General features: G+C 68.4%; 24 protein-coding genes and 3 tRNA genes. 22 read left to right on the top strand and 5 right to left on the bottom strand.

Features of this window, described 5'->3' with window-relative positions; all coding sequences use genetic code 11:
- The first annotated feature begins 725 nt into the window (after positions 1 to 725).
- Both ACIRA5_RS13350 and ACIRA5_RS13345 read left to right on the top strand, forming a co-directional pair.
- Positions 726 to 1580, top strand: a complete 855-nt coding sequence (locus tag ACIRA5_RS13350) for a polysaccharide lyase family 7 protein (RefSeq protein ID WP_403690368.1) — start codon at positions 726 to 728, stop codon at positions 1578 to 1580.
- Between the two features lie 118 nt (positions 1581 to 1698).
- The gene (locus ACIRA5_RS13345; protein WP_060901523.1) at positions 1699 to 1911 is read left to right on the top strand and encodes a hypothetical protein; all 213 of its coding nucleotides are present in this window, start codon (positions 1699 to 1701) and stop codon (positions 1909 to 1911) included.
- A 33-nt stretch (positions 1912 to 1944) separates the two neighbouring features.
- Here the strand turns inward: ACIRA5_RS13345 and ACIRA5_RS13340 are convergent, their stop codons facing one another.
- Positions 1945 to 2601, bottom strand: a complete 657-nt coding sequence (locus ACIRA5_RS13340) for an NAD(P)H-binding protein (protein ID WP_403690365.1) — start codon at positions 2599 to 2601, stop codon at positions 1945 to 1947.
- 196 nt (positions 2602 to 2797) lie between these two features.
- A complete protein-coding gene (locus ACIRA5_RS13335) occupies positions 2798 to 4048 on the bottom strand; it encodes a hydrolase (protein ID WP_403690362.1) in 1251 nt (416 codons plus the stop codon).
- Between the two features lie 615 nt (positions 4049 to 4663).
- Between ACIRA5_RS13335 and ACIRA5_RS13330 the strand changes: the two genes are divergently transcribed.
- From ACIRA5_RS13330 to ACIRA5_RS13295, 8 genes are all read left to right on the top strand, one after another.
- A tRNA-Thr gene (locus ACIRA5_RS13330) sits at positions 4664 to 4736 on the top strand.
- 46 nt (positions 4737 to 4782) lie between these two features.
- Positions 4783 to 4855 (top strand) — tRNA-Met (locus ACIRA5_RS13325).
- Positions 4856 to 4942: 87 nt separating this feature from the next.
- Positions 4943 to 5107, top strand: coding sequence for a 50S ribosomal protein L33 (gene rpmG / locus ACIRA5_RS13320; protein WP_004571794.1), 165 nt, complete (start codon positions 4943 to 4945; stop codon positions 5105 to 5107).
- Between the two features lie 165 nt (positions 5108 to 5272).
- On the top strand, positions 5273 to 5725 hold the full coding sequence (locus ACIRA5_RS13315; RefSeq protein WP_403690359.1) for a MaoC family dehydratase N-terminal domain-containing protein: 453 nt from the start codon (positions 5273 to 5275) through the stop codon (positions 5723 to 5725).
- A 2-nt stretch (positions 5726 to 5727) separates the two neighbouring features.
- Positions 5728 to 6156 carry a MaoC family dehydratase gene (locus tag ACIRA5_RS13310; protein WP_060899259.1) on the top strand — a complete coding sequence of 143 codons (429 nt, stop codon included), beginning with the start codon at positions 5728 to 5730 and terminating at the stop codon, positions 6154 to 6156.
- 406 nt (positions 6157 to 6562) lie between these two features.
- A complete protein-coding gene (locus ACIRA5_RS13305; RefSeq protein WP_403690356.1) occupies positions 6563 to 7132 on the top strand; it encodes a TetR/AcrR family transcriptional regulator in 570 nt (189 codons plus the stop codon).
- A 98-nt stretch (positions 7133 to 7230) separates the two neighbouring features.
- Positions 7231 to 8694, top strand: a complete 1464-nt coding sequence (locus tag ACIRA5_RS13300) for a DHA2 family efflux MFS transporter permease subunit (RefSeq protein ID WP_403690354.1) — start codon at positions 7231 to 7233, stop codon at positions 8692 to 8694.
- Positions 8695 to 8915: 221 nt separating this feature from the next.
- Positions 8916 to 9971 carry a UDP-N-acetylmuramate dehydrogenase gene (locus ACIRA5_RS13295; RefSeq protein WP_403690351.1) on the top strand — a complete coding sequence of 352 codons (1056 nt, stop codon included), beginning with the start codon at positions 8916 to 8918 and terminating at the stop codon, positions 9969 to 9971.
- Between the two features lie 36 nt (positions 9972 to 10007).
- Here ACIRA5_RS13295 and ACIRA5_RS13290 read toward each other — a convergent pair whose 3' ends face one another.
- The gene (locus tag ACIRA5_RS13290) at positions 10008 to 10640 is read right to left on the bottom strand and encodes an NAD(P)-dependent oxidoreductase (RefSeq protein WP_403690349.1); all 633 of its coding nucleotides are present in this window, start codon (positions 10638 to 10640) and stop codon (positions 10008 to 10010) included.
- 125 nt (positions 10641 to 10765) lie between these two features.
- Between ACIRA5_RS13290 and ACIRA5_RS13285 the strand changes: the two genes are divergently transcribed.
- The gene (locus tag ACIRA5_RS13285) at positions 10766 to 11377 is read left to right on the top strand and encodes a helix-turn-helix domain-containing protein (protein WP_352046402.1); all 612 of its coding nucleotides are present in this window, start codon (positions 10766 to 10768) and stop codon (positions 11375 to 11377) included.
- Positions 11378 to 11428: 51 nt separating this feature from the next.
- On the top strand, positions 11429 to 12148 hold the full coding sequence (locus tag ACIRA5_RS13280; RefSeq protein WP_403690346.1) for a hypothetical protein: 720 nt from the start codon (positions 11429 to 11431) through the stop codon (positions 12146 to 12148).
- Here the strand turns inward: ACIRA5_RS13280 and ACIRA5_RS13275 are convergent.
- A complete protein-coding gene (locus tag ACIRA5_RS13275) occupies positions 12093 to 13133 on the bottom strand; it encodes an adenosine deaminase (RefSeq protein ID WP_403690344.1) in 1041 nt (346 codons plus the stop codon). The genes ACIRA5_RS13280 and ACIRA5_RS13275 overlap by 56 nt on opposite strands.
- 131 nt (positions 13134 to 13264) lie before the next feature.
- Positions 13265 to 14491 carry a pyridoxal phosphate-dependent aminotransferase gene (locus ACIRA5_RS13270; protein WP_099921157.1) on the bottom strand — a complete coding sequence of 409 codons (1227 nt, stop codon included), beginning with the start codon at positions 14489 to 14491 and terminating at the stop codon, positions 13265 to 13267.
- 247 nt (positions 14492 to 14738) lie between these two features.
- Between ACIRA5_RS13270 and ACIRA5_RS13265 the strand changes: the two genes are divergently transcribed.
- The 10 genes from ACIRA5_RS13265 (at position 14739) to rpoB (ending at position 25223) form a co-directional block, all read left to right on the top strand.
- Positions 14739 to 14811: transfer RNA gene (locus ACIRA5_RS13265), tRNA-Trp, on the top strand.
- Positions 14812 to 14918: 107 nt separating this feature from the next.
- Complete coding sequence (gene secE / locus ACIRA5_RS13260; protein WP_067367170.1) at positions 14919 to 15200, top strand: preprotein translocase subunit SecE; 282 nt, start codon at positions 14919 to 14921, stop codon at positions 15198 to 15200.
- A gap of 77 nt (positions 15201 to 15277) precedes the next feature.
- Positions 15278 to 16153 (top strand): transcription termination/antitermination protein NusG, encoded by an 876-nt coding sequence (gene nusG / locus ACIRA5_RS13255; RefSeq protein WP_403690341.1) that lies wholly within the window; start codon positions 15278 to 15280, stop codon positions 16151 to 16153.
- Between the two features lie 168 nt (positions 16154 to 16321).
- Positions 16322 to 16756: a 50S ribosomal protein L11 gene (gene rplK, locus ACIRA5_RS13250; RefSeq protein WP_030359033.1), complete on the top strand. Its 435-nt coding sequence runs from the start codon at positions 16322 to 16324 to the stop codon at positions 16754 to 16756.
- A gap of 94 nt (positions 16757 to 16850) precedes the next feature.
- On the top strand, positions 16851 to 17576 hold the full coding sequence (gene rplA, locus ACIRA5_RS13245) for a 50S ribosomal protein L1 (RefSeq protein ID WP_403690338.1): 726 nt from the start codon (positions 16851 to 16853) through the stop codon (positions 17574 to 17576).
- Positions 17577 to 17730: 154 nt separating this feature from the next.
- The gene (locus tag ACIRA5_RS13240; protein WP_403690336.1) at positions 17731 to 18666 is read left to right on the top strand and encodes a hypothetical protein; all 936 of its coding nucleotides are present in this window, start codon (positions 17731 to 17733) and stop codon (positions 18664 to 18666) included.
- Positions 18667 to 18852: 186 nt separating this feature from the next.
- Positions 18853 to 19704, top strand: a complete 852-nt coding sequence (locus ACIRA5_RS13235) for a DUF1396 domain-containing protein (RefSeq protein WP_403690712.1) — start codon at positions 18853 to 18855, stop codon at positions 19702 to 19704.
- Between the two features lie 360 nt (positions 19705 to 20064).
- Complete coding sequence (gene rplJ / locus ACIRA5_RS13230; RefSeq protein WP_060901499.1) at positions 20065 to 20595, top strand: 50S ribosomal protein L10; 531 nt, start codon at positions 20065 to 20067, stop codon at positions 20593 to 20595.
- A gap of 124 nt (positions 20596 to 20719) precedes the next feature.
- On the top strand, positions 20720 to 21100 hold the full coding sequence (rplL, locus tag ACIRA5_RS13225) for a 50S ribosomal protein L7/L12 (RefSeq protein WP_351302485.1): 381 nt from the start codon (positions 20720 to 20722) through the stop codon (positions 21098 to 21100).
- Positions 21101 to 21737: 637 nt separating this feature from the next.
- The gene (gene rpoB / locus ACIRA5_RS13220; RefSeq protein WP_403690332.1) at positions 21738 to 25223 is read left to right on the top strand and encodes a DNA-directed RNA polymerase subunit beta; all 3486 of its coding nucleotides are present in this window, start codon (positions 21738 to 21740) and stop codon (positions 25221 to 25223) included.
- Positions 25224 to 25278: the final 55 nt, after the last annotated feature.

Genomic DNA, 25278 nt, shown 5'->3' with positions numbered 1-25278 from the left:
GATTTCGACAGGTCGTCGACAATCCTTCGATAGATCGTCGACGGTCTGACTCCCGTCTCCGCTCTGTCAGGTTCCGTGACAGCAAACGTAGTTGGCGATGGGTACGCGTGATGTGGGCGGGGTCTCAGGCGTCATGGGAAGAGGGCGCCACCGGCAACCTGTGCGCGCCCATACGCGTGGTGCACCCCAGCCCCCATGGCTGCTGTCGCAGGCGGCCGCGCCGGCCCAGCCGTCCTCGGTGGCCGGATCGATGCGTCACGATGAAGGCGAGCGTGAGCGCGACGACGCACGTGACTACGAAGCCCCAGAGCGCGAGCCGCAGAGCGCGAGCCGCGGCTTGAGCGGCGCTGTTGTGCGGCTCCAAGAGTCGTTTGCATGTTTGCCGGACGGTCTCTCGTTGAAAGGGCCCCAGCGACGTCGGCTTGGGTCAGCGGCCGACTCCGAGGCGACGTGTCCCTCGCTCCGTCCGCCACGCGTTCCTCCGCCCCCTGCGCGGTCTGCGCATTCGCCGGCTCGGCGCGCGGCGTTCCGTGGCTGGTGAGGTGGGTGCACCAGTACGAATGTGTTGCTCCGCCGTCAGCCTTGACGTGACCGCGCCACAGCCCTACTGTCGCGACACTCGATGTTCATGTTGACATATGAAGTTCATGTACATAAACGCTCCCTGTTGAGAAATACGCGCGCCCGCCAACCGAGCCCACCGAGCCGACAGGAAGGCACCCCCCATGCGCATGCGTACGCTGCTCACCTCCCTGGCCACTGTCACCGCCGTCACCGGCGGCCTGGCCCTTGTGGCTCCCGCCGCGCCGGCCAGTTCACTTTCTGCCGCCTCGGGCGTGGCCGGCGCGGCCAGCGGCCAGCGCAGTACCAACGTCGTCTCCTCACCCATGGCGGACCCGTCCGTCGCGCCCGGTGGGAATTTCGACCTGTCGGTATGGCAGCTTCAGGAGCCAGTGGGCTCCCCCGGCTCACCGACGACGATCCCGTCCTCCCGGCTTCAGGGGGCCAACGGGTTCCAGGACTCGTACTTCTACACGGACACCCGTGACGGCGCGATGACCTTCTGGGCACCGGAGAAGGGCGTCACCACGCCGAACTCGAACTACGCCCGCTCCGAACTGCGGGAGATGAACCGCAACGGCACCGCCGCCAACTGGTCGCTCAGCGGCACGCATCAAATGAAGGCGACGCTGCGTGTCGTGTCCGTCACATCGAACGTCTGCGTCGGGCAGATCCACCTCGGCACAGGAGGCTCGTCCACCAAACCGCTGCTGGAGCTGTACTACCGGTCGAGCGGTGACATCGTCCTCGGCACGGAGAACTCGCCCTCCGGAGGGCAGACACCGCACACGGTCGGCCACGTATCGGTCGGCAAGACATGGAACTACACCATCGCGGTGTCGGGCGGACACACCATCGACTTGACGGTCAACGGGAGCACCACGCACTACGCCATCCCGTCGTCGTTCGACGCCTACAAGCAGTACTTCAAGGCCGGCTCGTACAACCAGTCGTCCTCCGACAGCACCACCAAGGGTGCTCGGGTCGCCTTCTACGGCCTCACCGTCTCCCACAGTTGAGCGAACCTCGACGCGTACCGCCTTTTGCGGCCGGGGTCGGGGTCGAGGTCGGGGCCGGGGTAGAGGTAGGGGTCGGGTGGTGTCGGTGCGGCGGTTGCCCGCCGGGCAGACTGATCTCATGTCATCGCGTCGTAGGAACTGCCCCGAGTGCCGTCGGGAGATCGCCGTCGTCGCGGGACGGTTCGCCCGGCATGATCCGCCTGGTGCGCGGGGGAGCGGGGAGCTGGTCTCGTGTCCTGGGTCGCGTCGGCCGGCGCAGCTGGGGGCGGCCCAGCCGACGCTGGACGGGTACTCCGTGCCCGACTTTCCCGGGCAGCTTCCGTTGTTCTGAGCGGGCCGGCGAATGGCCTGGTCCGGTCGGTGTCTAGTTCCCCGCGACCGATTTGACCGCCACCGAAATCGGCGTCGAACCGCTGATCAACTCCAGGGTCAGCCCGGCCGTCGCAGGAGTCTCCACCAGCTCCGCCAGGACCGCGGCGACGTCGTCCCGCGAGACCGCTCCGCGGCCGGTCGAGGCCTCCAGGCGTACGAGGCCGGTGCCGGCGTCGTCGATCAGCGATCCGGGGCGCAGGATCGTCCACTCCAGGGCCGTACGACCGCGTACGTACTCGTCGGCCTCGCCCTTGGCGCGCAGATACAGGTCGAAGACGTCGTCGCCCGGGTGCGCCGGGTCCGCGCCCATGGCCGACACGACGACGTGGCGCCGTACTCTCGCTCGTTCCGCGGCGTTGGCGAACAGGACGGCGGCGCCCCTGTCCACCGTCTCCTTGCGGGCCGGACCGCTGCCCGGGCCCGCGCCCGCCGCGAAGACGGCCGCGTCCGCGCCCTGCAGATGGGCGGCGACCTCCTCCACCGAAGCCGACTCCAGATCACAGAGGACCGGCTCGGCACCGGCCGCCCGCAGATCGTCGCCCTGCTCGGCGCGGCGGATGATCCCCGCGACCTCGTCACCGCGCGCGGCGAGCAGTCGCTCCAGCCGCAGCGCGATCTGACCATGACCTCCAGCGATGACAATGCGCATGTTTCCGACCGTACGCCCGGATGGACCCGTTCGCCGCACGACCCTGTGGACAACTCAAGGGTCTCTTGAGTTGTCCACAGGGGCGCGCGGCGGCGGTGGCCGTCGTGCTCTCGGCCCGCGTCGTGAACAGGGGGCGCTCGGGCTGCGGTTGCGCCCGCGCGCGCACAACGTGGCGGGTGGTGGACGGCAGTTGTGGCTAGGAAGGCTCTCCGCGTCCCTGTCGGGGCAGGTCCAGGCCCACAGCTGCCGCCGAGTTGCAGTACTCCCGCACCGCGCTGGTCCGTGCGACCATGCGCCCCCGGTGCACCACGATCCGGCTGTACGCGAGCGACAGCGCCCCTGCCAGCCGATTCCCGCGCACCGCGAGCAACTCGGCCGGGAAACCCGCTTCCACGCGTACCTCGGGCAGCCCGAGGGCGGCCCGCGCGCCGGAGCTCACGGCGTCGTACGCGTCCTCGGGGCGCAGACCGTGCCGTGAGGCCAGCAGGTACGCGGCCTCCAAGGGGTCGCCGCGGCCCACCGGGTTCGATACGTCCCGAAGGGCGCCGCTGCCCGCGGCGATCCGTACCCCGGCCGCCCGCAGCATCCGTACCGGAGCCGTTCCGCGCCGGTCCACACCCCCGCAGCCGCCCTGCGGCAGGCACACCACGGTCACGCCCGCCGCGGCGAGTTGGTCGGCCGCCCGGGAGGCCACCTCGGACGGCAGCCGGCCGAGACCGCCGCACGGGCCGAGTGTCACGCCGGACCGCAGGCCGCCCGCCATCGCCGTGAGCCGGGCGAGCCGGGCGGGATCGGCGGCATCCGTGTGCAGGTCGACCGGGCAGCCGTGTTCCGAGGCGAGTTCCAGGACCGCCTCCACGTACCCCGTCGGATCCGGGTCGGCGTCCGGGCAGCCGCCCACCACCGAAGCGCCCATCTTCACGGCGTCCCGCAGTATCGCGAGCCCGTCGGCACCGGCGACCCCGGTGAGCACCCGCGGCATCGCCACCGCCGTCAGCTCGGCCAGCCCGCGCAGCGCCCGCCGCGCCTGGAGCACCGCCGCCAGCGCGTCGAGACCCTGTACGTCGCCGACGCGCACGTGCGAGCGCAACGCCGTCGCCCCGTGCCCGAGTTGCAGCAACGCGGCCTCGGTGGCCCGGCGCTGGACCTCCTGGGGGTCGTACGAGAGGGGGCCGTCGCCGTCGGCCGTCAGGGCCGTGTCGCCGTGCGCGTGGGGCTCGGCGGGAGCCGGCAGGAGCAGGTAGCCGTCGAGGTCCAGCTTCGAGGCGCGCGAGCCGGAGGAGGGTGTTGCCAGGCTCCCGGCGGTGCCGACCGCCTCGATGCGCCCTCCGCCCAGCCGCACGTCCACAGTCCGGCCGTCGGTGAGCCGCGCTCCGCGCAGCAGCAGGGTGGCGGTGTCGGTCTGTCCCGACGAGGAGTGGGGTGGCTGCGGCTGGCTGTCGGGCATCGCGCTCCTGGGGCTCGGGGGCGGCTGCGGGGAGGGGCGACTGGGGAGGTGGGGCGCTTCGGTGGAGAGGGGCGACCGGGGAGGTGGGCGCTTCGGTGGTGGGGGTGTGGGGTGGCTGGGTGGAGGAGTGGAGGGAGTGGGGGGAGAGAGGTGGGAGGCGGCTGGGTGGAGGGAGGTGGGAGGCGGCTGGGTGGAGGGAGTGGGGGGAGAGGAGTGGGAGGTGGAGGGGTGGGGCGCGGTCGTGGGCGGTGAGGGGCAAGATCACGCAGCGTGAGTCGAGCCTAGGGTGGCGAGCCCTCCTCGTCCGGGAGGAGCGCAATAGTCGTACCGGTGTGGTCCGTGCACGGACAGAAAGCGGGAGATGAGAGCCGGGCAGCGAGTCGGGACGGCCGGACGGAGTCGCTGGTCGGCGGGGCGGAGAGGCTGGGACCGGGCGCTGTCGACCGGGCTGTGTGCGCGTGATCCGTGGGGCATGAGCGGCCGGAGTCGCGGCCGTGACGCACCCTTCGTAAGGGGCCGGAGTCGCGGCGGCGAACGGCCGGGAACAGGCCGGGGCGGGTGCCGCGAAACGGATTTGGGCGATCGGCGGGCGAGCGTGTAATGTCTTCATCGCTCGCCCCAATAGCTCAGTCGGTAGAGCGTCTCCATGGTAAGGAGAAGGTCTACGGTTCGATTCCGTATTGGGGCTCTGGTGTGAGGGGTTCCCGTCGCAAGGCGGGGACCAATCGCATCACAGCGGTGTAGCTCAGTCGGTAGAGCAAGCGGCTCATAATCGCTGTGTCACCGGTTCAAGTCCGGTCACCGCTACAGACAGTAGCCGATTGTGGGGTCGGTCCTTCGATCGGCTACTCTTCTATGCGTTAATGTCCCATCCGTTCGTCAAGGAGCACTCCTGTGGCTGCCACCGACGTCCGCCCGAAGATCACGCTGGCCTGCGTGGAGTGCAAGGAGCGGAACTACATCACCAAGAAGAACCGGCGTAACGACCCGGACCGACTGGAGATGAAGAAGCACTGCCCGCGTTGCAACGCGCACACCGCGCACCGCGAAACGCGATAAATCAGGCTCGTACACGAGGCCGTCCCCAGTAACGGGGGCGGCCTCGCGTCGTTCACCGGCCGAGTGCCGACGTGCGAGTGGTCGTCGAGCAGTCGCCGACAGTCCTCGTACGGGCATCGGTCCGAGAATCGCTGCACCGGCTGAAAACCAGGAGGTACCGAGCCCATGGCGCTCGACCAGTCCTTCGTGGGGCGGTCCTACCCGCCCACCGACCCCTATGAGGTCGGTCGGGAGAAGATCCGCGAGTTCGCGGAGGCCGTGGGGGACACCAACCCGGCGTACACGGACCCGGAGGCCGCCAAGGCGCTCGGGTACTCCGATGTGATCGCCCCGCCGACCTTTGTGTTCGCGATCACCTTCAAGGCCGCGGGGCAGGTCGTCCAGGACCCCCAACTGGGTCTCGACTACAGCCGTGTGGTGCATGGTGACCAGAAGTTCGCCTACACCCGTCCGGTGCGCGCGGGCGACCGGCTCACGGTCACCTCGACCATCGACGCGATCAAGTCCATGGCGGGCAACGACATCGTGGACATCCGCGGTGAGGTCCATGACGAGGCGGGCGAGCACGTGGTGACGGCCGTCACCAAGCTCGTGGCACGTGCGGCGGAGGAGGGCTGACCATGACGGCGAAGATCGCGTATGACGACGTCGAGGTCGGTGCGGAGCTGCCGGCCCGGACCTTCCCCGTGACACGCGCCACACTCGTGCAGTACGCAGGCGCCTCCGGAGACTTCAACCCCATCCACTGGAACGAGAAGTTCGCGGTCGAGGTCGGTCTTCCCGACGTCATCGCGCACGGCATGTTCACCATGGCCGAGGCGATCCGTGTCGTCACCGACTGGGCCGGTGACCCGGGTGCGGTCGTGGAGTACGGCGTCCGCTTCACCAAGCCCGTCGTCGTCCCCAACGACGACAAGGGGGCGACCATCGAGGTCAGCGGCAAGGTCGCGGCCAAGCTGGACGACAACACCGTCCGCGTCGACCTCACCGCGATGAGCGCGGGGCAGAAGGTCCTGGGCATGTCGCGAGCGGTCGTTCGACTGGCCTGATGGCCGTCATGGAGGGCGAGGGTAGTAGCGGGTAAGGGGCGTCGGCCGTGGTCGGCGCCCCTTACGTGTGTCTGGTCGCGTCTGGTCGCGCCTGGCCGTACCCGGTTCGTCCGTCCCTGGTCCGGTTGTCCGTCGTCTGGGGTCCGGCTGTCCGCCGGTGGGTGGGTCGGGGCCGTGCCGGTACGTCGAGCAGGTACGTGGAGCCCGTCGCCGGATCAGACGTGGGCCGGGCAAGGGAACCGCTGCTCGATCCGCTCGATCCGCTCGATCCGAACGTAAGCGACGGGCTTGCGACGTACCGCCACGGCCCCTTCCGTGCGTGTGCGGGTGCCGGTCGTGCGTGTCACCCGAAGTGGCTCCCGACTACCGCTTGACTTAGTTAGTGATTGGGCACTAACTTAGTCGCATGGTCAGGATGAGCGCAGACGAGAGGCGCGAGAGCGTCATCCGCGCGGCGATCGAGGAGTTCGCCCGGGGTGGGTACTACGGCACCTCCACCGAGGCGATCGCCAAGCGCGTGGGTGTCTCGCAGCCGTATCTCTTCCGGCTCTTCCCCGGCAAGCGGGCGATCTTCCTCGCGGCGGCGCGCCGTTGCATGGAGGACACCATCCGCACCTTCGGGGAGGCCGCGAAGGGCCTGGAGGGCGAGGATGCCCTGCATTCCATGGCGAACGCGTACACCAAGGCGATCGCGGAGCACCCCGAGCAGCTGCTGATGCAGATGCAGATGTACGTCGCGACCGCGGCCGCGGAGCGGGCCGGCGATCGTGAGCTCGGCGAGGTCGTACGGGCCGACTGGATGCGGCTGTGGGAGACGGTGCATCTGCCGCTCGGTGCCGAGCCGAACGACACGACGACCTTCATGGCGTACGGCATGCTCGTCAACTGCCTGGTGGCCATGGGTTTTCCGCCCGAGCACAAGGTCTGGGAAGGGATGTATCCGTCGGCGCGGGTCAAGGGTCGGCTGGAGAAGTAGGTAGGTAAGGCGGGGGAACGGGTGTCGGCGCCCTTTTCTGCCCGTCAAAGTTAGTCATCAATAACTAACCATAGGGACGAACGCCCTTAGGGGGAGCGATGTCACAGCAGACCGCACGTCGCGGGGGAGCCACCTGGGCCCTCATCATCACCAGCGTCGCCGGATTCATGGCGGCTCTCGACAATCTCGTCGTCACCACCGCACTGCCCTCCATCCGCAAGGATCTCGGCGGAGCGCTGGACGACCTGGAATGGACCGTGAGCGCCTACACGCTCACCTTCGCCGTCCTGCTGATGTTCGGTGCGGCGCTCGGCGACCGGTTCGGCCGTCGTCGGCTCTTCCTCGTCGGTCTCTCCGTCTTCACCGGCGCCTCGGCGGCCGCCGCCATGGCGCCCGGCCTCGACTCGCTGATCGCCGCCCGCGCGGTCCAGGGCGTCGGCGCGGCGATCATGATGCCGCTCACGCTCACCCTGCTGACGGCCGCGGTGCCGGTCGCCAAGCGCGGCATGGCGTACGGGATCTGGGGCGCCGTGAACGGACTCGCGGTCGCTTCCGGGCCCCTCATCGGCGGCAGCCTCACCGAACACGTCTCCTGGCACTGGATCTTCTGGCTGAACGTTCCGCTGGGCCTCGCCCTGCTGCCCCTCGCCCGACTGCGGCTGGCCGAGTCCCACGGCACCGGCGCCCCGCTCGACATCACCGGCACCCTGCTCGTCAGCGGCGGTCTGTTCGGGATCGTGTACGGCCTGGTCCGCGGGCCGGCCGAGGGCTGGACCAGTCCGATCGTCCTGACCGGTCTGCTCGCCGGCGCCGCGCTGCTCACCGGCTTCGTCTTCCACGGCATCCGCGCCAAGAACCCGATGCTGCCGATGCGGCTCTTCCGCTCCCGTGCCTTCGCCGGGATCAACGCCGCGAGCCTGCTGATGTTCCTCGGGATGTTCGGCTCGATCTTCCTGCTCAGCCAGTACATGCAGGGCGTCCTCGGCTACTCGCCCACCCAGGCCGGCCTGCGGATGCTGCCCTGGACCGGGATGCCGATGCTCGTCGCGCCGATCGCCGGGTACCTCTCCGACCGCGTCGGCGGGCGTCCCGTGGTCGCCACCGGGCTCTTTCTGCAGGCCGCCGGGCTCGCGTACTACGCCACCGTGGTCGCCGCCCACGCCTCGTACGCCGCCCAGCTGCCCGCCCTGATCGTCAGCGGCATCGGAATGTCCCTGTACTTCGCCCCGGCCTCCAACCTGGTCATGTCCAGCGTCCGTCCGCAGGAGCAGGGCATCGCCTCCGGTGCCAACAACGCGCTGCGTGAGGTGGGCGGCGCGCTCGGCATCGCGGTGATGTCCTCGATCTTCTCCGCGCAGGGCGGCTACGGGACCGCGCAGACCTTCGTGGACGGTCTGCGGCCCGCGCTCGTGGTGGGCGCGGCGGTGGTCGCCCTGGCGGGCGTCGCGGCGCTGCTCATCCCGACGGCGCGGCGGGCGGCTCAGACCCGGGTCGTCGCTCCCGAGTCGCCCCAGGGGCAGGATCTGGCCCAGGCGCCGGTTCTGGAATCCGCCTCACGCTGAGGCAAGGGAAACCGCCTCGCGCTGAGGCAAAGGAATCCGCCTCACGCTGAGCCACAGGAAACGCCTCACGCCGAGGCAAGGGAAACCGCATCGCGGTGAGTGGGAGGGCAACCGCTCGCCGGTGGAGGGTCCAGGATTCAAACCCTTGATTGGTCCGTCCCGTGCGCACACGGAAGCGGCCCCGCCTCGACCGGCGGGGCCCTTCTCGTACTCTTGAGCCCGTGCAGGAACTCCACGACGCCCCGCTCGCCCCGCTGACCACCTTCCGGCTGGGGGGTCCCGCGACCCGGCTGATCACCGCCACGACCGACGCCGAGGTGATCGCCGCCGTCCGAGAGGCCGACGACACCGGTACGCCGCTGCTGATCATCGGCGGTGGATCGAACCTGGTCATCGGTGACAAGGGCTTCGCCGGGACCGCCCTGCGCATCGCGACCACGGGCTTCGCCCTCGACGGTACGAGGCTGGAGCTGGCGGCGGGCGAGGTGTGGACCGACGCGGTCGCCCGCACCGTCGAGGCCGGGCTCGCCGGCGTCGAGTGCCTCGCCGGGATCCCCGGCTCCGCCGGCGCGACCCCGATCCAGAACGTGGGCGCGTACGGCCAGGAAGTGTCGTCCACCATCACCGAAGTGATCGCGTACGACCGCAGGGCGCGCGAGACGGTCACCCTGGCCAACGCCGACTGCGCCTTCTCGTACCGCCACAGCCGTTTCAAGGCCGACCCCGAGCGGTATGTCGTGCTGCGCGTCAGGTTCGAGCTGGAGGACGCGGACGGGCTGTCGGCGCCGATCAAGTACGCCGAGACGGCGCGCTCCCTCGGGGTCGAGCCCGGCGACAGGGTGCCGCTCGCCGCCGCCCGCGAGACCGTCCTGAAGCTGCGCTCCGGCAAGGGCATGGTGCTCGACCCCGAGGACCACGACACCTGGTCGGCCGGGTCGTTCTTCACCAACCCGATCCTCACGGACGAGGAGTTCGCCGCGTTCCACGCGCGCGTGGCGCAGCGGCTGGGCACCGACGTCGCGCCGCCCGCGTACCCGGCGGGCGAAGGCCACACCAAGACCTCCGCGGCCTGGCTGATCGACAAGTCCGGCTTCACCAAGGGCTACGGCTCCGGACCCGCCCGGATCTCCACCAAGCACACGCTGGCCCTCACCAACCGGGGCCGGGCCACCACCGAGGACCTCCTCGCGCTGGCCCGCGAGGTCGTCGCAGGCGTCCGCGACGCCTTCGGGATCACCCTCGTCAACGAGCCGGTGACGGTGGGCGTGGAGCTCTAGCTGGGCAGGGCTCCAGTACTAGTACGCGACGCCGATCTAGTACGCGACTCCGACGCCCTGCTTCACCGTTCCGGGGTCGTTGATCATCGCCAGCATCGCGTGCGCCACGTCGGCGCGCCCGATGAACCGGCCCTTGAGCGGGAAGCCTCCGACGACCGTCCGGTACGAGCCGGTCACCGGCTTGTTCTGCAGGCGAGGCGGGCGTACGACCGTCCAGTCGGTCGTGCTCCGGGCCAGTTCGCCCTCCATGGCCGCCAGGTCGGCGTAGACATCCTTAAGGATCAGCGAGACCAGACCCCGCGCGGCGCGGTCGGCGAACGCCGCGCCCTCGGGGTCGGGACCGACCGGCCCCGCGCTCACCACCAGCAGCCGGCGCACCCCCTCGGCCTCCATGGCGCCCAGCACCGTACGGGTCAGCCGGGTGGCGATCCCGGCGTCCTTGCGGCTGCGGGCGCCGAGCCCGGAGAGGACGGCGTCCCGGCCCGCGACCGCGGGGCGCAGTGCCTGCGGGTCCGTGAGGTCCCCGCGGAACACCTCCAGGCCCGCACCCGTGACGGTCAGCCGCGCCGGGTCCCGTACGACGGCCGTGACCTGGTGGCCGGAGTCCAGCGCCTGCCGGACGATCTCCTGGCCGATGCCGCCAGTGGCCCCGAAGACGGTGAGTTTCATGACGTGATCCCCCTGGACGGATCTAGTGGGTGAGTATTCACTCACCTCTGCTTGCTCCTAGAGTGGGTAAGCACTCACCCACCCGTCAAGGCCGAACAGGGGTGACCATGGAATCCTTGGGGCCCATGCAGCAGAAACCGGCCCGGATCCGCATCCTCGACGCGGCGCACGAGCTCATGCTCACCATCGGCCTCGCCCGCGCCACGACCAAGGAGATCGCCAAGGCCGCGGGCTGCTCGGAGGCAGCGCTCTACAAGTACTTCCCGAGCAAGGAGGAACTGTTCGTCAAGGTGCTCAAAGAACGCCTGCCCCAGCTGACCCCGCTGCTGGCCGGCCTCGCGGCCGAGCCGGGCCGGGGCACCCTCCTGGAGAACCTCACCGAGATCGCCCGCCAGGCGGCCCTCTTCTATGAGCAGAGTTTTCCGATCGCCGCCTCCTTGTACGCGGAAACGCAGCTCAAGCGCCGGCACGAGGAGTCGATGCGCTCCATGGGGTCGGGCCCCCACATGCCCATCCGGGGTCTCGACGCCTACCTCCGCGCCGAACAGGACGCGGGCCGGGTCCGCGCCGGGGTCGACACCTACGCGGCCGCCTCGCTTCTGCTGGGCGCCTGCGCCCAGCGCGCCTTCGCCTACGACTCCACCGAGGAGGGCAAGCCGCCGCCCGTGGACGAGTTCGCCCTGTCGATCGCCCGCACGCTGCTGGGCGGAATCTCCGTTGCGGACGAGCCCTCGTGACGGTCACCCTGGCCCGATGAGACAAGCCCCCACGACCGTGCGACGCTCCTTGTGCGGCTGAGCGTCACGGAGTTCACGCCGCGCGTCGGCCCCCACGCCTACCGGGTCGTCCAGCCGCGTCAGCCGCTGCGGCACACCACACTCAGTGACCCCTTCGAAGGCTGGGGCTACCTCGTGGGCGACCACGACGGACTCGCCCGCCTCGCCGCGCTCTTCTCGTTCGCCGCGTTCTCCCGGCACACGATCGTGTACGTCCCGCTGCGGCGGAGCATCCCCAGGGACTACGTGCCCGGGGTGCCGGTCGACCTCGTCCTCGCCCACCGGTCGCCGGGCCTGCGTGCCTCCGCCTGGCCCGAACTGCGCCGTCGGCTGCGCGGTGGCACCCCGCTCACCGTGCGCACGAACGAGGAGCGCACCGCCGCCCATGCGGCCGCCTGGGAAGCACGCTGGGAGCAGCGCTGGGACCGCCTCGACGCGCGGGACCGGATCCATCCGGCCGTACACGCGGGGACCCTCTTCCTCCTCGGCGCCCGCGACACCTTCGCCTCGGCCGCCACGCATCTGGAGGCGGCGGCCGGGTTCGGACCGCGTGGGAAGCGGGCCGCGAAGGGGCAGGACGTGCTCGTCACCTCCCTCACCCCGCACCTGCCGCCGTCCGCCGGCCGTCACGTCGAACTGGACATCGGCTTCCAGGCGTATCCGCCGTACACCCACTTCAGGCGACCGGGGCGGCCAGCCAGTCGTCGATGCCCGACAGCAGCTTCTCCTTGACGTCCTTGGGGGCCGCCGTGGCCCGCACCGACTGGCGTGCCAGCTCGGCCAGTTCCGCGTCCGTGAAGCCGTGGTGGTGGCGTGCCAGCTCGTACTGGGCGGCCAGCCGGGAGCCGAACAGCAGGGGGTCGTCGGCGCCGAGGGCCATCGGGACGCCGGCTTCGAAGAGGGTGCGCAGGGGGACGTCCTCGGCCTTCTCGTAGACCCCCAGGGCGACGTTCGACGCCGGGCACACCTCGCAGGTGATGCCGCGGTCCGCGAGCCGCTTCAGCAGCCGCGGGTCCTCGGCGGCGCGCACACCGTGCCCGATCCGGGTGGCGTGCAGGTCGTCCAGGCAGTCGCGGACCGACGTGGGGCCGGTCAGCTCGCCGCCGTGCGGCGCGGACAGCAGGCCGCCGTCCCGCGCGATCGCGAAGGCCCGGTCGAAGTCCCGCGCCATGCCCCGCCGCTCGTCGTTGGAGAGCCCGAAGCCGACGACGCCGCGGTCCGCGTAGCGCACGGCGAGCCGGGCCAGGGTGCGGGCGTCCAGCGGGTGCTTCATACGGTTCGCGGCCACCAGGACGCGCATCCCGAGCCCAGTCTCCCGCACGGCCGAGTCCACCGCGTCCAGGATGATCTCCAGGGCCGGGATGAGCCCGCCCAGCCGGGGCGCGTACGAGGTCGGGTCGACCTGGATCTCCAGCCAGCCGGAGCCGTCCTTCAGATCCTCCTCGGCGGCCTCGCGCACCAGCCGCTGGATGTCCTCGGGCTCTCTGAGGCAGGACCGGGCCGCGTCGTACAGCCGCTGGAAGCGGAACCAGCCGCGCTCGTCGGTCGCCCGCAGCCGGGGCGGTTCGCCGCTGGTCAGGGCGTCGGTGAGGGCTTCGGGCAGCCGGACGCCGTACTTGTCGGCCAGCTCCAGCACGGTGGTGGGCCGCATCGAACCGGTGAAGTGCAGGTGCAGATGGGCTTTCGGCAGTTCAGAGAGATCACGTACGCGCTCCATTCCAGGATCCTGCCGTACGTCCCCGCCGTGTCGGTAGCGCTTTCCTCGTTAGTGGTCTTGCTCGCACGAAGAAGCGGGCCGCCTCCCCCCGGGGGGAAACGGCCCGCACACGCGCGTGGAGCGCGAAAACGTCAGTCCCGTGCCTCGGCCAGGAGCTTCTGGATCCGGCTGACGCCCTCGACGAGATCCTCGTCACCCAGGGCGTACGACAGGCGCAGGTACCCCGGGGTGCCGAAGGCCTCACCCGGGACGACCGCGACCTCGGCCTCCTCCAGGATGAGCGCGGCCAGCTCGACCGTGTCCTGGGGGCGCTTGCCGCGGATCTCCTTGCCGACGAGGGCCTTGACCGAGGGGTACGCGTAGAAGGCGCCCTCGGGCTCGGGGCAGAGCACGCCGTCGATCTCGTTGAGCATCCGCACGATGGTCTTGCGGCGGCGGTCGAAGGCCTCGCGCATCTCGGCGACGGCCGTCAGATCGCCGGAGACGGCGGCGAGAGCGGCGACCTGGGCGACGTTGGACACGTTCGAGGTGGCGTGCGACTGGAGGTTGGTCGCGGCCTTGACGACGTCCTTCGGGCCGATGACCCAGCCCACGCGCCAGCCCGTCATGGCGTACGTCTTCGCGACGCCGTTCACGACGATGCACTTGTCGGCGAGCTCGGGGACGACCACCGGGAGGGAGTGGAATTCCGCGTCCCCGTAGACCAGGTGCTCGTAGATCTCGTCCGTCAGGACCCACAGACCCTTCTCGGCGGCCCAGCGGCCGATCTCCTCGATCTGCTCGCGGCTGTAGACCGCGCCCGTCGGGTTGGACGGGGAGACGAAGAGCAGCACCTTGGTGTTCTCGGTGCGGGCGGCCTCCAGCTGCTCGACCGAGACGCGGTAGCCGGTGGTCTCGTCGGCGACGACCTCGACCGGGACACCGCCGGCGAGACGGATCGACTCCGGGTACGTCGTCCAGTAGGGTGCCGGGACGATGACCTCGTCGCCCGGGTCGAGGATCGCGGCGAAGGCCTCGTAGATGGCCTGCTTACCACCGTTGGTGACCAGGACCTGGGCGGCCTCCACCTCGTAGCCGGAGTCGCGCAGGGTCTTCGCGGCGATCGCGGCCTTCAGCTCGGGGAGCCCGCCGGCCGGCGTGTAGCGGTGGTACTTGGGGTTCGAGCAGGCCTCGATGGCGGCCTGGACGATGTAGTCCGGGGTCGGGAAGTCGGGCTCACCGGCGCCGAAACCGATCACCGGACGTCCAGCGGCCTTGAGTGCCTTGGCCTTGGCGTCCACGGCGAGGGTGGCGGACTCGGAGATCGCGCCGACTCGGGCGGAGACCCGGCGCTCGGTGGGAGGGGTTGCAGGGCTCATGGCACCCATCGTTTCAGACCGGAAACTCCCCCGGCACGCGGGTTTCACGGACTGAACACCAAGAGAACAACCGTCCGGATCCGGATCCCTCACCGGTCGATCTTCGGCGGACAAAGCCCGTACGGACACTTTCTGTTCGACGACCGGCCCCGGACCACGTACACTCTCACCTCGTTGGCCTTCACCGGCCGCACTCATCCGATGCACACCGAGCATCCGGGTGGATGCGGTACGTTGGGGGAAACAAAGGGTCGTAGCTCAATTGGTAGAGCACTGGTCTCCAAAACCAGCGGTTGGGGGTTCAAGTCCCTCCGGCCCTGCTACACACACCTTCGCCAGGATGTGTGCGCATGTACGTACTGCAATGCACCGCCGTGCGGCTCAACCGGGCGCGGCACGGCCACGACCCGGAATCAGGTGAGGACGAGTGACGGACGCCGTGGGCTCCATCGACATGCCTGATGCCGAGGCGCCCGAGTCTCAGAAGAAGGCCCGCAAGGGCGGTAAGCGTGCCAAGAAGGGCCCGCTGAAGCGCCTTGCCACTTTCTACCGCCAGATCGTCGCGGAACTCCGCAAGGTCGTCTGGCCGACTCGCAATCAGCTGACGACGTACACCACAGTGGTGATTGTCTTCGTCGTCATCATGATTGGCCTGGTGACCGTGATTGACTATGGGCTCAACCACGCCGCCAAGTACGTCTTCGGCTGAGCCGAGAGCGAAGGGCGCCGTCACCGGCGCCCCTTTCGCGCGTTCCACCCCCATGTATCCAGGAAGAAGCAGCCACCGTGTCTGACCCGAACCTGAACGATGCCAGCGAGTCGGTCGAGTCCGTTGACGACGAGCTCGACATCGTCGAGGGCGCGGACGTCGTGGACGAGTTCGAGGCTGCCGATGCCGCCACCGGCGAGCCCGCCGAGGAAGCGGCCCTGCACGTCGAGGACGAGTCCGGTGAGGACGTCGAGGACGAGGACGTTCCCGACGAGGCCCTCGCCGTAGACGCCGAGGAAGGCGACGAGGAAGAGGCCGAAGAAGAGGCCGAACCCGTCGACCCCGTCACCGCACTGCGCGAGGAGCTGCGCACGCTCCCCGGCGAGTGGTACGTCATCCACACCTACGCCGGTTACGAGAACCGCGTGAAGACCAACCTCGAGCAGCGCGCCGTCTCGCTGAACGTCGAGGACTTCATCTTCCAGGCCGAGGTGCCGCAGGAAGAGGTCGCGCAGATCAAGAACGGCGAGCGCAAGACGATCAAGCAGAACAAGCTCCCGGGCTACGTTCTGGTCCGCATGGACCTGACGAACGAGTCCTGGGGTGTCGTCCGCAACACCCCCGGTGTCACCGGCTTCGTGGGCAACGCCTACGACCCGTACCCGCTGACGCTGGACGAGATCGTCAAGATGCTCGCCCCGGAGGCCGAGGAGAAGGCCGCCCGCGAGGCCGCCGAGGCCGAGGGCAAGCCCGTTCCGCAACGCAAGGTCGAGGTCCAGGTGCTGGACTTCGAGGTCGGCGACTCGGTCACCGTCACGGACGGCCCGTTCGCCACGCTGCAGGCGACCATCAACGAGATCAACGCCGACTCCAAGAAGGTCAAGGGCCTGGTGGAGATCTTCGGTCGCGAGACCCCGGTCGAGCTTTCGTTCGACCAGATCCAGAAGAACTAGCAGCTTCTGGACGTACGTCTTCCGAACAGGTCAGACGGGCTCACGCAGCCCGTCTGACCTGCTCGGTTTTTGGCCCCGCATGGATACCCGTTATCGTTGTGCGGTATGCCTCCATCCGGATGATCCGGGCGGAAGCTGAAAACTCTCACTAGGACCCGGAGAGAGCACATGCCTCCCAAGAAGAAGAAGGTCACGGGGCTTATCAAGCTCCAGATCCAGGCCGGCGCGGCCAACCCGGCTCCGCCGGTCGGCCCGGCGCTGGGCCAGCACGGCGTCAACATCATGGAGTTCTGCAAGGCCTACAACGCCGCGACCGAGTCGCAGCGCGGTTGGGTCATCCCGGTGGAGATCACGGTCTACGAAGACCGCTCCTTCACCTTCATCACCAAGACTCCGCCGGCCGCCAAGATGATCCTCAAGGCCGCGGGTGTCGAGAAGGGCTCCGGCGAGCCGCACAAGACCAAGGTCGCCAAGATCACCCAGGCGCAGGTCCGCGAGATCGCCACCACGAAGATGCCCGACCTCAACGCCAACGACCTGGACGCCGCGTCGAAGATCATCGCCGGCACCGCCCGTTCCATGGGCATCACGGTCGAGGGCTGACACCCACCTTCGTAGGAACCATGCGGCGCGAGCCGCACGTGGCAGGGCCTGCTCGGTCCGTACCACGACTCCTCAGAACACATCAGGAGCAGTAGTGAGCAAGCGCAGCAAGTCTCTCCGCGCTGCGGACGCCAAGATCGACCGGGAGAAGCTCTACGCCCCGCTCGAGGCCGTCCGTCTCGCCAAGGAGACCTCCACGAGCAAGTACGACGGCACCGTCGAGGTCGCCTTCCGCCTGGGCGTCGACCCGCGCAAGGCCGACCAGATGGTCCGTGGCACCGTGAACCTCCCGCACGGCACCGGTAAGACCGCCCGGGTCCTGGTCTTCGCGACCGGTGACCGTGCCGAGGCCGCGACTGCCGCGGGCGCCGACATCGTCGGCTCCGACGAGCTCATCGACGAGGTGGCGAAGGGCCGTCTGGACTTCGACGCCGTCGTCGCCACCCCGGACCTCATGGGCAAGGTCGGCCGTCTGGGCCGTGTCCTCGGCCCGCGTGGTCTGATGCCGAACCCGAAGACCGGCACCGTGACCCCGGACGTGGCCAAGGCCGTGACCGAGATCAAGGGCGGCAAGATCGAGTTCCGTGTCGACAAGCACTCGAACCTCCACTTCATCATCGGCAAGGTGTCCTTCGACGACACGAAGCTGGTGGAGAACTACGGCGCCGCGCTGGACGAGATCCTTCGTCTGAAGCCGTCGGCCGCCAAGGGTCGCTACATCAAGAAGGCCGCGATCAGCACCACGGTCGGCCCCGGCGTTCCGCTCGACCCGAACCGCACCCGCAACCTCCTCGTCGAGGAGGACCCGGCCGCCGTCTGAGCCTTCCGCTCACCACGGTGACCGCGTCGCATACGCGTTCTTGGCACGGGCCCCGCAACCTTTCGAGGTGCGGGGCCCGTCCTCATTCCCGGATACGTGTGTCAGTGGGCTGCGTTAGCGTGCAGCTCTCAGGATTCGCATAGGGGTGGGACGAATGAAGAGCACGCACGTGCGCCGAGTGACCCTTTCGATCGCGTTGGTGAGCGCGCTGGCGGGAGCGGCGGCCTGTTCCTCGGGATCCTCCGGGGGCTCCGGCAAGGACGACAAGGCGGCCCAGGGCACGACTCACGTCAGCCCCATAGCGGCCCTGCAGTCGGCCGAGAAGTCCACCGACGGCGCCGACACCGCCAGGATCGAGTCCACGACGAGCCTGGGCACGCTGATGTCCATGAAGTCGGACGGCTCCATGGGCTGGGGCGACGGCCTCACCGGTGACATGACGATCACGTACACCGGCGGCACGATGGCCGAGGCGATGCGCAAGACGGGCAGCACCTCCATGCAGGCCCGCTATCTGTCGGACGCCTACTACGCCAAGATGGGCGAGGCGTTCGCCGAGCACACGGGCGGCAAGCACTGGATCAGGTACGCGTACGACGACCTGGCGAAGATCGCGGGCGGCTCCGGCGCGTTCCTGAAGGACCAGATGCAGAACAGCTCGCCGAACCAGTCGGTGAAGCTCCTGCTGGCCTCCGGCGATGTGAAGAAGGTCGGCGAGGAGACGGTCCGCGGCGAGAAGACCACGCACTACTCGGGCACGGTGAACGTCTCGGACCTCGCGGCCAAGAGCTCCCACCTCACCGCGAGCCAACTCGCCTCCCTCAAGAAGCAGTTCACCCAGGCCGGCATCACGACGGAGGACGTCGACATCTGGGTCAACGGCAAGGACCTGCTCGTCAAGGCGGTCTCCAAGGGCGAGATGTCGAGCGGCACGATGTCCTCCACGACGTACTACAGCGACTACGGAGTGAAGGTCGCCGCCGTGGCGCCCCCGGCGGGCGACACGACCGACTTCAAGGACCTGCTGAAGACACAGGGCCTGACGCCGGGCAGCAGCGACACGTCGAGCGGTTCAGGCACCTCGAGCTGAGGCTCCGGACGACCAGAGGTCCAGGTACCAAGAAGCCCAGGTACCAAGAAGATCAAGTACCAAGTAACTCGAGTACCAAGAAACTCAAAAGAATTCACGAGACCGCTGGAACCTCCCTGGGCTACGCTGCGGGGCGAAGTCTGTGTATCGCTCATGTGTTCCCTGGGGGGGATCCTGATGTTTTCTGTGCGTAACTCCATACGGCACGGAGCGGCGGGGGCCGCGCTCGCGGCCCTGGTCCTCGGAGGGGGCGCCGTCGCCTGCGGGAAGGGCGACGAGTCGCCGAAGATGACGCCCGCGGCGGCCGTGGCCAAGGCGGCGAAGAACAGCGAGGCCATCACCTCGCTCAGCTACCGGATGACCGGCAAGGTCCCGGAGTCGGGCCGCGTCGAGGCCCAGGCGTCGATGAGCATGAAGCCGCTGGCCATGAGCATGAAGATGACCGCTCTGGACCAGGGCGCCGACGGCAAGATGGAGATCCGGGTCGTCGACGGGGCGATGTACCTGGGCGGGGGTGCGGCCGCCGCCAAGGAGATGGACGGCAAGAGATGGATGAAGTTCGACATCTCCGGGATGGCCAAGGGCGCCGAAGGCTCCCCGGGCATCGACGCGAGCAAGCTCTCCGACCAGGCCGAGCAGGACCCGTCCCAGGAGTCCACCTACCTGACCGGCTCCAAGGACGTGAAGAAGGTCGGCACCGAGAAGATCGACGGCGTGCAGACCACCCACTACAACGGCACGGTCACCCTCGACGAACTCCGCGCCGAGCTCAAGAAGAAGGACAAGGCGGCGCGGGACAAGCGCGAGAAGAGCCTGAAGCAGTACGAGGAGCTGGGCGCCGACAAGCTCACGATGGACATGTGGATCGGGCCGGACGACCACACCAAGCAGGTCCGGGTGCGTGCCGCCTCCGACAAGGGCCCGCTCGACATGACCATGGTCTTCCTCGACTACAACAAGCCGGTGACGGTGAAGGCCCCGCCCGCCAAGGACACCGTCGACCTCGCGCAGATGATGAAGGACGCCCAGAAGGGCTGATCCGGCACTGAACCGTCGCTGAGACGAGGCGCCGTGGGGCGCTGAGCCGAGGCGCCGTCGAGTGCCGGGACGAGGCGCTGTCGAGCGGATTTGCTTGACAGCGACCCCGTCACGTACTGTTCCCCAGAAGCCAAAGACCGCTGGTCGTTGCCTTGTGCTCGCAAGAGGGCAGGGCGGCCGAAGGATCCGCTGAAACTGCGGACGACCCGCGTAGGTGACCGTGGATGTGCTCCCGGAGTTCGCTTGCCCAGCTTGCGGACGTACCGGTCGAGCTACGCCCCGTGCGCCTGCGCCGGGGCGTTTCGTTTTGCCCAGCCCCTTCTGAGCGGTCCTCATCACCCGGAAGGAGGCCGACGCTCTATGGCAAGGCCCGACAAGGCTGCCGCGGTAGCCGAGCTCGCGGACCAGTTCCGCAGCTCGAACGCCGCTGTGCTGACCGAGTACCGGGGTCTCACCGTGGCGCAGCTCAAGACGCTGCGTCGTTCGCTCGGTGAAGACGCCCAGTACGCCGTGGTGAAGAACACGCTGACCAAGATTGCGGCCAACGAGGCCGGGATCTCCACGCTCGACGACCTGTTCAACGGTCCGACGGCGGTCGCGTTCATCACCGGTGACCCGGTGGTGTCCGCGAAGGGTCTTCGTGACTTCGCCAAGGACAACCCCAACCTCGTCATCAAGGGCGGTGTCCTTGACGGCAAGGCGCTGTCCGCCGACGAGATCAAGAAGCTTGCGGACCTCGAGTCCCGCGAGGTTCTGCTCGCCAAGCTGGCGGGTGCCTTCAAGGGCAAGCAGACTCAGGCTGCCCAGCTCTTCCAGGCGCTCCCCTCGAAGCTCGTCCGCACCGTGGACGCTCTTCGTGCCAAGCAGGCCGAGCAGGGCGGTGCCGAGTAATTCGGCTCGCGCATTGACCGCCGCCTGAGCAGTTCCGCCTAGGCAGTGGTCGCAGCGGGCCGAAAGTACGCCCGCCTCACATGTACATCCGGCACCAGCCGAATAAGTGGAAGGATCGCCCCTCATGGCGAAGCTCAGCCAGGAAGACCTGCTCGCGCAGTTCGAGGACATGACCCTCATCGAGCTCTCCGAGTTCGTGAAGGCGTTCGAGGACAAGTTCGACGTCACCGCCGCCGCCGCGGTCGCCGTTGCCGGTCCGGCCGGCCCCGCCGCCGTCGAGGCCGTCGAGGAGCAGGACGAGTTCGACGTCATCCTCACGGGTGCCGGCGAGAAGAAGATCCAGGTCATCAAGGTCGTGCGTGAGCTGACCTCCCTGGGTCTGAAGGAGGCCAAGGACCTCGTGGACGGCGCCCCGAAGCCCGTTCTCGAGAAGGTCGCCAAGGAGGCCGCTGAGAAGGCTGCCGAGTCCCTCAAGGGCGCCGGCGCCTCCGTCGAGGTCAAGTAGTCCCACGGGCCCGCTGAGGGCCCCTCGCGAGCTGATACAGGACTACTGGTGGACCTGTAACGCTGACGCACTGAGGAGCGATCACCCAACTGGGTGGTCGCTCTTCGGCGTTCCGGGGGGCAGGTGGCGGCTGCCTTGCACTGTCGGTGGCGACGAGTATGGTGATCTTCGTTGTGCCTCCGGCCGAGCCCGTGACGGGCTGCAGGACGGGCTGCAAGACAGGTTGCACGTGACGATCGCGGCACTTGCTTAGGGCATGGGGGGCCTTGACGAACCGCACGCAGCGCGCAATTCTCAGGACGCGTCGTCACAACGATCCGGATCCGAGGCATGGATCGGTGGCGAAGAGGGCAGTATCGATGTGCATTGAGGGCGTGGCTTGCCGCAGGTGTTGAGAACAACGATGGTCTCAAGAAACCGGGACTGGACATCAGTGGGCCTAGTGGCTACACTGACCCTTTGCGCTGCCTGTTAGCTGCCTCCTGCCCGTCACCAGGGGCATGCCCTCGCGTGAGCACCGATGACTAGATCATCCCTGACCTGGCCTTTTGGCTGAATCGGGAACGGACTGTCTCTGTGCCCACAGTGGGGGGCCGGTACGCGCGTAGTGAGTCCGAGCCCTCGGAAGGACCCCCTCTTGGCCGCCTCGCGCACTGCCTCGACCGCGAATACGAACAACGGCGCCAGCACCGCCCCGCTGCGCATCTCCTTTGCAAAGATCAAGGAGCCCCTCGAGGTTCCGAACCTTCTTGCGCTGCAAACCGAGAGCTTCGACTGGCTGCTCGGCAACGACGCGTGGAAGGCTCGTGTCGAGGCGGCTCTGGACAACGGACAGGACGTCCCCACGAAGTCCGGTCTGGAGGAGATCTTCGAGGAGATCTCCCCGATCGAGGACTTCTCCGGGTCGATGTCCCTGACGTTCCGGGACCACCGCTTCGAACCCCCGAAGAATTCCATCGACGAGTGCAAGGACCGCGACTTCACGTATGCGGCCCCGCTCTTCGTCACCGCCGAGTTCACCAACAACGAGACCGGCGAGATCAAGTCCCAGACGGTCTTCATGGGCGACTTCCCGCTCATGACCAACAAGGGCACCTTCGTCATCAACGGCACCGAGCGTGTCGTGGTGTCGCAGCTCGTCCGCTCGCCGGGCGTCTACTTCGACTCCTCCATCGACAAGACGTCCGACAAGGACATCTTCTCCGCGAAGGTCATCCCGTCCCGGGGTGCCTGGCTGGAGATGGAGATCGACAAGCGCGACATGGTCGGTGTCCGCATCGACCGCAAGCGCAAGCAGTCCGTCACCGTTCTCCTGAAGGCTCTCGGTTGGACGACCGAGCAGATCCTCGAGGAGTTCGGCGAGTACGAGTCCATGCGCGCCACCCTGGAGAAGGACCACACCCAGGGCCAGGACGACGCGCTGCTCGACATCTACCGCAAGCTGCGTCCGGGCGAGCCCCCGACCCGCGAGGCCGCGCAGACGCTTCTTGAGAACCTCTACTTCAACCCGAAGCGCTACGACCTCGCGAAGGTCGGCCGTTACAAGGTCAACAAGAAGCTGGGCGGCGAGGCCCCGCTCGACGCCGGGATCCTGACCGTCGAGGACATCATCTCGACGATCAAGTACCTGGTGAAGCTGCACGCCGGTGAGACCGAGACCGTCGGTGACAACGGCACGCAGATCGTCGTCGAGACGGACGACATCGACCACTTCGGCAACCGTCGTCTGCGCAACGTCGGCGAGCTCATCCAGAACCAGGTCCGCACGGGTCTGGCTCGTATGGAGCGCGTCGTCCGCGAGCGCATGACGACCCAGGACGTCGAGGCGATCACGCCGCAGACCCTGATCAACATCCGGCCGGTCGTCGCCTCCATCAAGGAGTTCTTCGGCACCAGCCAGCTGTCGCAGTTCATGGACCAGAACAACCCGCTGTCGGGTCTCACCCACAAGCGCCGTCTGTCGGCTCTTGGCCCGGGTGGTCTCTCCCGTGAGCGGGCCGGCTTCGAGGTCCGTGACGTGCACCCCTCGCACTACGGCCGCATGTGCCCGATCGAGACCCCCGAAGGCCCGAACATCGGTCTGATCGGCTCGCTCGCCTCCTACGGCCGGGTCAACGCGTTCGGTTTCGTCGAGACGCCGTACCGCAAGGTCACCGGCGGTGTCGTCACCGACGAGGTCGACTACCTCACGGCCGACGAAGAGGACCGATTCGTCATCGCGCAGGCCAACGCGCCGCTGACGGACGAGCTCCGCTTCGAGGAGTCCCGCGTTCTGGTCCGCCGTCGTGGCGGAGAGGTCGACTACGTCCCCGGTGAGGACGTCGACTACATGGACGTCTCGCCGCGCCAGATGGTGTCGGTCGCGACCGCCATGATCCCGTTCCTCGAGCACGACGACGCCAACCGTGCCCTCATGGGCGCGAACATGATGCGCCAGGCCGTGCCGCTCATCAAGTCCGAGGCGCCGCTGGTCGGCACCGGCATGGAGTACCGCTGCGCGGTCGACGCCGGTGACGTACTGAAGTCGGAGAAGGACGGTGTGGTCCAGGAGGTCTCCGCGGACTACGTCACCACCGCCAACGACGACGGCACGTACACCACGTACCGCCTGCACAAGTTCTCGCGCTCGAACCAGGGCACCTCCGTCAACCAGAAGGTTGTCGTGGACGAGGGCGCCCGGGTCATCGCCGGTCAGGTTCTGGCCGACGGCCCGGCGACCGAGAACGGCGAGATGGCGCTCGGCAAGAACCTGCTCGTGGCGTTCATGCCGTGGGAGGGTCACAACTACGAGGACGCGATCATCCTGTCGCAGCGCCTCGTGCAGGACGACGTCCTCTCCTCGATCCACATCGAGGAGCACGAGGTCGACGCCCGTGACACCAAGCTCGGCCCCGAGGAGATCACCCGGGACATCCCGAACGTCTCCGAGGAGGTCCTTGCCGACCTCGACGAGCGCGGCATCATCCGCATCGGTGCCGAGGTCGTCGCCGGCGACATCCTGGTCGGCAAGGTCACGCCCAAGGGCGAGACCGAGCTGACCCCGGAGGAGCGCCTGCTCCGCGCGATCTTCGGTGAGAAGGCGCGCGAGGTGCGCGACACCTCGCTGAAGGTGCCGCACGGCGAGATCGGCAAGGTCATCGGCGTCCGCGTCTTCGACCGTGAAGAGGGCGACGAGCTGCCGCCGGGCGTGAACCAGTTGGTTCGTGTCTACGTGGCGCAGAAGCGCAAGATCACGGATGGTGACAAGCTCGCCGGCCGTCACGGCAACAAGGGCGTCATCTCCAAGATCCTGCCGATCGAGGACATGCCGTTCCTGGAGGACGGCACCCCGGTCGACATCATCCTCAACCCGCTCGGTGTCCCGTCCCGAATGAACCCGGGACAGGTCCTGGAGATCCACCTCGGCTGGCTCGCCAGCCGCGGCTGGGACGTCTCCGGTCTCGCCGACGACTGGGCGCAGCGACTGCAGGCCATCGAGGCCGACGTGGTCGCCCCGGGCACCAACGTCGCCACCCCCGTCTTCGACGGTGCGCGTGAGGACGAGCTCGCGGGTCTGCTGCAGCACACGATCCCGAACCGGGACGGCGAGCGGATGGTGCTCCCGACCGGCAAGGCGCCGCTGTTCGACGGCCGCTCCGGCGAGCCGTTCCCGGAGCCGATCTCGGTCGGCTACATGTACATCCTCAAGCTCCACCACCTGGTCGACGACAAGCTGCACGCCCGCTCGACCGGTCCGTACTCGATGATCACCCAGCAGCCGCTGGGTGGTAAGGCCCAGTTCGGTGGCCAGCGCTTCGGTGAGATGGAGGTGTGGGCGCTGGAGGCGTACGGCGCCGCTTACGCCCTCCAGGAGCTGCTGACCATCAAGTCCGACGACGTGACCGGCCGCGTGAAGGTCTACGAGGCCATCGTCAAGGGCGAGAACATCCCCGAGCCCGGCATCCCCGAGTCCTTCAAGGTGCTCATCAAGGAGATGCAGTCTCTCTGCCTCAACGTGGAGGTGCTGTCCAGCGACGGTATGTCCATCGAAATGCGTGACACCGACGAGGACGTCTTCCGCGCGGCGGAGGAGCTCGGCATCGACCTGTCCCGGCGCGAGCCGAGCAGCGTCGAAGAGGTCTGACGGGAGTTCGGCGGGCCTTTGAACGCCCTTGGAAAAGGTGCATAAGGCCCGCCGG

It is taken from the genome of Streptomyces sp. NPDC096311, assembly GCF_044763085.1.
Classification (GTDB): Bacteria; Actinomycetota; Actinomycetes; order Streptomycetales; family Streptomycetaceae; genus Streptomyces.
The sequence above is the reverse complement of the archived record's forward strand: the minus strand, read 5'-3'. Positions and strand labels throughout refer to the sequence as shown.